Source organism: Mesorhizobium sp. CA7 (assembly GCF_020165015.1).
Lineage (GTDB): Bacteria > Pseudomonadota > Alphaproteobacteria > Rhizobiales > Rhizobiaceae > Mesorhizobium.
This window is the reverse complement of record NZ_JAIUHH010000028.1, coordinates 42,096-48,767: the sequence shown is the minus strand read 5'-3', so window position 1 is coordinate 48,767 and position 6,672 is coordinate 42,096. Positions and strand designations below refer to the sequence as shown.

Below are 6,672 nucleotides of genomic sequence, written 5' to 3'. Positions count from 1 at the left end.
GATGCCGACGGCGACAGCGCCTCGACCGGCGCCATCGACATCGGCGGCGCGGTCACCTTCCTCGATGACGGCCCGACAGCAGTCTCGCCGGACTACGCGGTGCTGTCGAATAGCGCGGGCGCTCCGGTTACGTTTGCTCTGGATGTAGACCACTCGCTGTCCAACAACTACGGAGCGGATGGTGCCGGCACGGCGATTTTCGCGGCGTCTCTCGATGGCGCGGACAGCGGCCTGACTTCGGGCGGCGCCCACATCATCTACGATGTATCTGCGGACGGTCATACCCTGTACGGAAATGCTAACGGCCTGGCGGTGTTCACCGTCACCCTCGACCCCCAGAGTGCCAGCTATTCCGTTGACATGAATGGAACGGTCGACAGCCTGACGCAAGTGACGTTCTCTAACGGGACGTATGATTTCGACGGCGGTAACGGCGCCTGGGCCGGCTTCGTGCCCAATGGTCAGAAGAACTCCGGTGCCCCGGTCGACGATAATTCGCAGGACGTGCTTTTCACGCCTTTCGGCACCGGCACGACCATCAACGGGAACGCGAACTCCTTCGGCGTCGGCGGCGGCGCCGGCGGGCAGAACATCGGTGCGGGCGAAGGCATCCGGGTGGACTTTGTCCAGGATTTGACCGGCAACACGATGGGAGCCGGCGGATATGGCGTCCTCGCCAACCGCGACCACGTGTTCGATAACCACTATACCGCCAACGGCGCCACCTTCACCTTTGGCGACGGAAACACCAACACCGTTCTTCAAATCACGGCGAAGGACGACAACGCCACGACGGGTACCGACAACAACAAGGTCGTTGGGGATGGTGCGCTCGATTCGGTCACGTCGGTCGCGATCGCGTATGACGGGCAGACGCAGATCGTCGATTTCGCGACCATCGGCACCAACGCAACGACATACACGGTTGGCAGTCCGGGTGGGCTGACGGACAGAACCTACACGGTTCACTTCGTCGATGTGGATCCCACCGCCGCAGTTCATTATGCCGCTCAGATAACAGGTATAATGGACGACCATGTTTCCGTCTCAACGTTCACGGCCGACGGCTACAACAGTCTGGAATTGTTGAACACGAGCGGCGACGACTTCGCCATCACCGGGTTCGGCGCAGCCGTTCAGAGCACCAACCCCGTCAACTTCAATCTGCCGATCCAGATCGTGGACGCGGACGGTGACCTGGCGACAAGTCTGATCGGCGTGACGCTGAGCGGGAACCCGATTGCGGATCACTCGGCGGACGCCGCCGGCGCTTCGCATATCTACACGTCGACGGCGGCGGCGCCCGATATCATCGGGTCTGCTTTCGATGACACCATCACCGGCAACGATGTCGGGAACATGCTGTATGGTGGAGCCGGAGTCGACAATTTGAGTGGAGCGGGCGGCAATGACACGCTCGTCGGCGGCGCCGGCAACGATACGCTCAATGGCGGATCCGGCAACGACCTCCTCGTCGGCGGCGCTGGCCAGGACACGCTGACAGGCGGCACCGGCGCCGATACGTTCAGGCTCGACCACCTCGACATCAAGGATCTCATCACCGATTACAGTGGCGCCGAAGGCGACAAGATCGACTTGTCGTCGCTGTTCGAGACAGCACCGGGAGGCAACATCGCCGACTACGTGCATTATGACGCTGGCACAAAGACGCTGAGTGTCGACACCAACGGCACGGCCGGCGGCACCAACTTCGTAGATGTGGCCCAGCTGACGAACGGACCTGCCGCCGGAACGATCAACATCCTTTACGACGACACGAACCACGCACAGCACACGGCCACCATTTAGCACTTATGCGCTACCACGCTTCCATGCTAAACATCAGCAAAGCATGAATTCGCAATTCGGAGAGGGGCTTACATGAAACATTCCGTAAGATTGCTGGCTTCGGCCGCGGCGCTGCTGGTGGCCGGGTCGACGGGGTTCGCCGCCGATATCATCGGCGAGCCGGCGGTGAATTATTGCCGCACCGTCGGCACCTCGGACTTGGTGCTGACCGACAACATGGTCGAGCTCAAGGACCATGTGGTGAAGCTGATGGACGAATCGGTCGCCGTCGCCAACAGCCCGGAATGGATCAACTCGTCGCGTCCCGCCTTCGTCTGGGCCTCGGAAGCCAAGGTCGCCTGCGGCATGGCCTATGGCTATCTCAAGACGAACTACAAGGACGAAGACACGCTCAACAAATGCGAGTGCTTCCACGACCGCATGGTCGAGTACATGCATTGAGCTGACGGGCAAGCGGACGCCGGCTGGCTGCGATGGTGGCCGACGGAGAACCGGCGAAGGCGATCGCGCTGGACCGGTCCGCCGTTTCACCGAAACGGCGAAACGGTCCATCTCTTTGTCTTGACGCAAGTGCGAGCGGAAAACCGCTGCGCAGTGTTCTTGGAGTTGCCCTGGCGGTCGCCTTGCTCGGCCTGGGGCAAACACCTGTCCACGCCAACTGGCTGGAACGACCGCAGACGCAGCGGACGCAGCCCGCGCGCTGCGACGCGGCGCCCGAGCGGACGCGCGCGACGTTCAAGGCATTCGCCACCTGCCAGGCGTCGCTCTACGGCCTCGAGCCGGTGCTGGCGCATTCGGTGATGGAGATCGAAAGCGGCTTCGATCCCGGCGTGCGCGGCGCCGACGGCGAGGTCGGGCTGATGCAGGTCATGCCGGCAACCGCGCGGATGCTCGGTTTTCGCGGCTCGCTCGACGAGCTTGGCGAGCCGGCCACCAACATCGCGCTCGGCGTCAGATATCTGGCGCAGGCAAACAGGCTCGCCGCGGGCGATCTTTGCACCACCGTGATGAAATACCGGGCCGGGCACGGCGAGACCCGCTTCTCGGTCCGCTCGGTCGACTACTGCCGGCGCGCACGCGCGATCCTGGCGCGGGAGGGGCTCGACGCGGCCGGGCCGCTGCCGGTGGCAACGATCGGATTCTCCGACGTCTCGACAATTGGATTCTCCGACGCCGGCCAGGAGAAACGCATCTGCGTGCGACGATCGTTCGTGCCGGGGCCGCACTACATGAAATGCGCCGACTATCGCAGCCCGGCGCAGGCGAGGACGATACAGGCGCTGAGAGCGCGGCTGTTCGAGGGCTGAAGCCATGATGCAAGAATTGCGGGACGGCCGGGCAGGCAAACGTTAAGAGAAGTGAAGGCAGACCGGGGCGAATACTGGCGGCAGATGGGATGGAAGCATCAGATGAAATGTGAGCGGCACGATCCGGACCTGAAGCGCGCCGCGCCGAAACGAATCGTTGCGGCGCGCTTCAGGTCTTTGTCAGATGCATGTCGTCTCCCCAAAACCGGGACCACTTTTGGGCGACATGCATTGGGGGCTCTCGCTCTCGGGCTCGTCGCGACGCTGTGCGCATGCCAGTCCAAGAGCGGCGCGTCGGACGTGCTCGATCCGTCGGCGATCACGGCACCCGCCGGCCAGGCGGGCGCGCCCGCGGTGCCCGCCCAGCAGGCAAGCGGCCAGGCCTTGGGCAGTGCGGCCTTGGCCAGCTCGACCTCGGCCGGTCCGGCCTCGGCCGCCGCCGCCAAGGCCCAGCTGACGCTCGGCACGGGGCCGACCAAGGTCGCCATGCTGCTGCCGCTTTCGGCGCCCGGAAGCACCGGCGAGACCGGCCGGAAAATGTATGACGGCGCGCGCCTCGCAATGGCCGACCTCGGCGACAAGCTTCTGACGCTGACGATCGAGGACACGCGCGGCGACAGCGGCTACGCCAAGGACCTCGCGGTGAAGGCGATCACCTCGGGCACGGCGAAGGCGGTCATCGGGCCGTCCGAGCTTGCGGCCGCTCAGCACCTTGCCAAGCTCTCCGGCTCCAAGCGGCCGCCGGTGCTGGCGCTGGCCGACAATTTCGCCGGCGGCCCCGGCGTCTATTCCGTGCGGCTCGGCGAAGCCGATAGCGCCGCGGCGGGCGCGGCGGCGGTCGCCGCCAAGGGCGCCAGGAAATTCGTGCTGCTGGTGCGTTCGGGCGCGGACTCAAGTCCTATTGAATCCCGGGTGGCCAACGCGCTCAGCATCTACGGCGCCACGCTTGCGGTGACCCTGCCCTATTCGGCGAGCGACGGCGGCGCCAAGGTAGTGTCCGACATGGGCTCGCTGGTCGAGGCGCCCGATGCCGTGGTCGTCGCCTGCGGCGACGGCAGCCCTGTCGCCGTGCTCGCGGCGCTGAAGGCCAAAGGCATTCCAGGCAAGGCGGTGACGCTGATCGGCACCGACCGCTGGCTCGAGCGCCCGATGGATCCGCTCTACGAGGGCGCCTATATCGCAACGCTCGACCAGAGCGAGACCGGCCCGATCGCCGACCGCTTCAAGGCGACCTACAACTACCAGCCGGACGTCAACGTGGCCTATGCCTACGACGTGGTGGCGCTGAGCGCGGGCATCGCCAGCTCCGCCGGCCCCGACGGCTTCAGCAAGCAGGTGCTGGAAAACACCAGCGGCTTCCGCGGCTCGACCGGCCTGTTCCGCTTCCGCGCCGACGGCTCGAGCCAAAGGTCGATGCCGTTCTTCAAGGTGGACAAGGGGCGATTGAAGCTGGTGGAGAAATCGACGTCGGGGTTTTAGGTGGCGTCGTGGGTCAGTTATCTCGAGAAGATACCGCATGGGGAGCAGAAAATAGCCGCGGCAACAGCATTGGCACCCGCCGGGCATAGTCATCATATTCGGGAAAGGTCTGCCGCAGGATCGCTTCTTCGTTTCTAGCGCGGCGGTACTGCAACGAGAACTGCAGTATGCCCAAGGCAACCATTAGCTCCGAAAAATGCGAAACGATCATCCCGATCACGAAAACAGCCTCGCAGATGTAAAGCGGATGGCGGACAACGGAATATGGGCCGGTGGTAACCAGGCGGCGAGCCGTAGCCATGAGAGAAAAGGACCGCCCGAGCCAATTAAGACAGAAAATTGAACTCGACGTGCCAATGAAAATTAAGCAAAGAGCGGTTACTTGCGCAGCTCCACTTTCCACAGGACGTGTCAGAACCATTGCCAGCAGTATCAGGAACGTTCCGGCCACCGAAGTAACCCTCGGTTCGATTCCTCGCGCAGTTGCCTGCGCCGGAAGCCGGCTGATCGTCATGATCAGTTGCAGCAACAGAAACACTGTCGATGCGAGTTGAGTAACCACTGCCAGAGTGATTGCCGAAGTGTCGTGGCGGAAATAAAGGAACAGCGGAATCGCGCTGGACGTCGCCAAGAACGTCATGACGACAATGACGGCGATACGCCCAAAGAAGTCCTCATTTAACATTCCTGTCGCCCCTCCCCAAGAGGCCATTCAAGCAGCACTTCATCGTCGGGACAAGGAAATGGTTTCCAGAGAGTTAATGGCTTTTCCGCATGCACCTCTAATTAACCTTGTCAGCCTATCCTCGAGGAATGCCGAACGGTCTTTCCCTGCTTCGAATCCTGGCTCCGATCTCGGCGACCATTTCGGTACTCACGCTGATCGCGCTTAATCCGCACAGCGCTACGTTTGCAATTTGGGCGATGTTGCCTATGAATGCGGCCGGATGGCCTCCGCTTCATACAGCAAAGTCGCCAAGCGCGATTCAGTTAAGCTGCTCCAATATTCCGGAACTGGTTGCCACCACTAGCGCGTGATACATCTGCAACCCTATCGCGCAGATGGCGGCCCCGGAGATCGGCACACCAAACGGCACGATGCCTTTGCGGCCCATGTGCTGGACATAATGGCGAAACATCCCGGCCGGCAGCAAAAAGGGATTCTTGACCACGGCAGCCGTAGCGACAGCGAAAACCAGCAGCAACACAGAAAAGACAGCGAGATTGCTGCCGCCAATCAGAAACGGCGTGACGCTCATCAGCTTCACGTCGCCGGCGCCGACCTTGTGCAAGAGCCAGAACGGAAAGAGTGCAAGAAACAGCGCGACGCCGCCAAAAGCGCTGATGCCCATTTCCAGCCACGAGTGGGTTTGCAAGGACTGGAACTGCAGCGCCCCGAGCCCGAGACAGAGCAACAGCAGCACGGCGCGGTTAGTAATCTTCTGCGTGGTGAAATCAGTCCAGGCAATTCTTGCCAAAAGCAGGATTGCCAACGCCTTGAACACAAGCGACGCGGCGAGCAAAAGACTCATGACCGCTCAATGTTCCGCACGCTGGATGACAGCAGCTTCAGATTGTTGGCCACTGTCGGATCATTGGGCGCCAGTTCATAGGCTTTGAGAAAGTTGCTGCGCGCGTCCTGCAGCTTGCCGCGCAGCAGATAGGAATAGCCGAGATTGTTGTAATATTCCGGCGTTGCGCCAAGCAGCCGGTAGGCCCGGCCATAGGCCATGTCGGCAAGATCGAAACGGCGGATGCGATCGCAGGACGCGGCGAGACCAAGCCAGGCGACGCCGTCATTCGGCGCGAGCCGGGTTGCCTTATAGAACAAGGCGCCGGCATTGCCGTAATTTTCGGAACGGAACTGGGTCTTGGCCTCGGTGATCGCCTGGTCCGACGCGTAGTAGTCGACGTCGCTGATCGTCTTCAGCCCGTCGAAGGTGTCGCCGAAGGCGGTGTAGTCGCCTTTGGCGGGCTCATTGGTGCGCACGACGCCGCCGGTGGAATCGTGGGTCTGGCAACCGGCCAGGAAGATCAGCAGCAGGCTGGTCGCGACTGCGAGGCGCTTTATCATTGT

General features: G+C 62.4%; 7 protein-coding genes. 4 read left to right on the top strand and 3 right to left on the bottom strand.

What is annotated here, in order from left to right; genetic code table 11:
* From LB552_RS28825 to LB552_RS28810, 4 genes are all read left to right on the top strand, one after another.
* Positions 1-1,809 (top strand): type I secretion C-terminal target domain-containing protein (locus tag LB552_RS28825; RefSeq protein ID WP_224611520.1); only part of this gene is annotated, 1,809 nt, incomplete at its 5' end.
* 72 nt (positions 1,810-1,881) lie between these two features.
* Positions 1,882-2,250 carry a hypothetical protein gene (locus LB552_RS28820; RefSeq protein ID WP_224523887.1) on the top strand — a complete coding sequence of 123 codons (369 nt, stop codon included), beginning with the start codon at positions 1,882-1,884 and terminating at the stop codon, positions 2,248-2,250.
* Between the two features lie 182 nt (positions 2,251-2,432).
* Complete coding sequence (locus LB552_RS28815) at positions 2,433-3,116, top strand: lytic transglycosylase domain-containing protein (RefSeq protein WP_224611519.1); 684 nt, start codon at positions 2,433-2,435, stop codon at positions 3,114-3,116.
* Positions 3,117-3,347: 231 nt separating this feature from the next.
* Positions 3,348-4,595, top strand: a complete 1,248-nt coding sequence (locus tag LB552_RS28810) for an ABC transporter substrate-binding protein (RefSeq protein ID WP_224611518.1) — start codon at positions 3,348-3,350, stop codon at positions 4,593-4,595.
* A 13-nt stretch (positions 4,596-4,608) separates the two neighbouring features.
* Here the strand turns inward: LB552_RS28810 and LB552_RS28805 are convergent, their stop codons facing one another.
* From LB552_RS28805 to LB552_RS28795, 3 genes are all read right to left on the bottom strand, one after another.
* Positions 4,609-5,280, bottom strand: a complete 672-nt coding sequence (locus LB552_RS28805; protein WP_224611517.1) for a methyltransferase family protein — start codon at positions 5,278-5,280, stop codon at positions 4,609-4,611.
* 301 nt (positions 5,281-5,581) lie between these two features.
* Positions 5,582-6,127, bottom strand: a complete 546-nt coding sequence (locus LB552_RS28800) for a prepilin peptidase (RefSeq protein WP_224611515.1) — start codon at positions 6,125-6,127, stop codon at positions 5,582-5,584.
* Entirely contained in the window at positions 6,124-6,669 is a 546-nt protein-coding gene (locus tag LB552_RS28795; protein ID WP_224611509.1) for a tetratricopeptide repeat protein, read from the bottom strand. The genes LB552_RS28800 and LB552_RS28795 overlap by 4 nt, the downstream gene beginning before the upstream one ends.
* Between the last annotated feature and the right edge of the window lie 3 nt (positions 6,670-6,672).

Excerpts from the sequence above, each read along its gene's own strand:
- LB552_RS28820 (WP_224523887.1), top strand. The coding sequence starts at position 1,882 with ATGAAACATTCCGTAAGATTGCTGGCTTCGGCCGCGGCGCTGCTGGTG.
- LB552_RS28805 (WP_224611517.1), bottom strand. The coding sequence starts at position 5,280 with ATGTTAAATGAGGACTTCTTTGGGCGTATCGCCGTCATTGTCGTCATG.
- LB552_RS28800 (WP_224611515.1), bottom strand. The coding sequence starts at position 6,127 with ATGAGTCTTTTGCTCGCCGCGTCGCTTGTGTTCAAGGCGTTGGCAATC.
- LB552_RS28795 (WP_224611509.1), bottom strand. The coding sequence starts at position 6,669 with ATGATAAAGCGCCTCGCAGTCGCGACCAGCCTGCTGCTGATCTTCCTG.